This is a genomic window from Enterobacter cloacae complex sp. IR5428 (assembly GCF_049238585.1).
GTDB classification, from domain to species: Bacteria; Pseudomonadota; Gammaproteobacteria; order Enterobacterales; family Enterobacteriaceae; genus Enterobacter; species Enterobacter intestinihominis.
The window spans coordinates 1-1,360 of record NZ_JBMKHV010000037.1 but is presented as its reverse complement, the minus strand read 5'-3'; the positions used below and the strand labels follow the sequence as shown (position 1 = coordinate 1,360).

1 protein-coding gene is annotated in these 1,360 nt (G+C 56.0%); it reads left to right on the top strand.

Annotation, left to right across the window (positions count from 1 at the left end; translation table 11 throughout):
• Positions 1 to 67: 67 nt before the first annotated feature.
• Entirely contained in the window at positions 68 to 1,033 is a 966-nt protein-coding gene (locus tag ACOTXC_RS22650; protein WP_001776122.1) for an ArdC family protein, read from the top strand.
• The last annotated feature ends 327 nt before the right edge of the window (positions 1,034 to 1,360 follow it).

The window sequence follows — 1,360 nt, the reverse complement described above, 5'->3', positions numbered from 1 at the left end:
ACGACTCCGGGCAGGCCGAACCGTCAGGCGATACGAAGACGAAATTCACACTGACGGAGAAACAGCCATGACGATGAACCTGCACACTCAGACAACCGCCCCTAAAGCTTCACAGGCGACCAGCGTATCCCCGCTGGAGCAGTCAGGCTCCTCAAAAACGAAATTTTCCAGGGGCAAAAGCAAAGCCCGTGCTGGCGCAGTCAAAACAGACCTTTACCAGACCGTAACGGACAGCATCATTGCAGCCCTGGAAAGCGGCGTTAAACCGTGGGTGTGCCCGTGGGTTCGCAACGGCGCAGCGGCGGGATTACCGGCCAACTTCAGCACCGGCACGGCATACAGCGGAATTAATATCATGCTGCTGTGGTGTAGTGCGGCAAAACAGGGTTTTCAGGACGAGCGCTGGCTGACCTACAAACAGGCGCAGGAGCTGGGCGGCCAGGTTCGTAAAGGTGAACACGGCACGACGGCCATCTTTTACAAGACTCTGGAGAAAGAGGACGAGGACGGGGAAATCGAAAAAATCCCGATGCTGAAAGCCTTTACCGTGTTTAACGTGGAGCAAATCGACGGCCTGAGCATCGAGAGCGTGCCGCAGCCGGTTGCCGGTTTCGATCCGCTGCCGCAGGCGGAAGCACTCATGACCCGGAGCGGGGCAAAAATCACCGAGCAGGGCGTAAAGGCGTTCTATCGTCCGGCCACCGATGAAATCGTCCTGCCAGAGCGGTTCCGCTTCGCGGACGCGGCGAACTTCTACGCCACCGGCCTGCATGAGCTGGTTCACTGGACGGGGGCAGCGTCCCGCCTCAATCGTGAAAAAGGCAATAAGTTTGGCTCTGAGGCGTATGCGTTTGAGGAACTGATCGCCGAGCTGGGCAGCGCGTTTCTGATGGCGGATTTGGGAATTACGGGAGAGGTGCAGCATGAAAGCTATATCGCGTCCTGGCTGAAAGCCCTGAAGGGAGACAAGCGCTACATCTTTAAAGCGGCGGCAGCGGCCTCAAAAGCGCACCGCTGGCTGATGGACTGCTGACAGCTGGAGCCCTGCGGTGCAGGGCTTCAGAATTTTTGAAAGAGAGAGAATCAGGGAGGGAATTATATAAGTCACTGTTTTTTATAATTCTGTAACGCGGCCGGCATCAGCTGCAGGACGTCCTGCAGCTGATGCCGGCACGGGAAAAAAAACAGGACAGATTCAAAAAAAATGAACCCTTTTTCAGGCGGCAGCCGTTACGTATCTGGGATACGTAACGGCGCGATGTCTTACGTAAAAAATGACGTAACGGCTTTCGCCGCCGCAGCTAAAGGGGCGGTAAGTCCGGGTGTGCACATCGTCATTTTCTCCTGTGATGCCTTTCTC

Coding starts and splice junctions, on each gene's coding strand:
- ACOTXC_RS22650 (WP_001776122.1), top strand. CDS start 68: ATGACGATGAACCTGCACACTCAGACAACCGCCCCTAAAGCTTCACAG.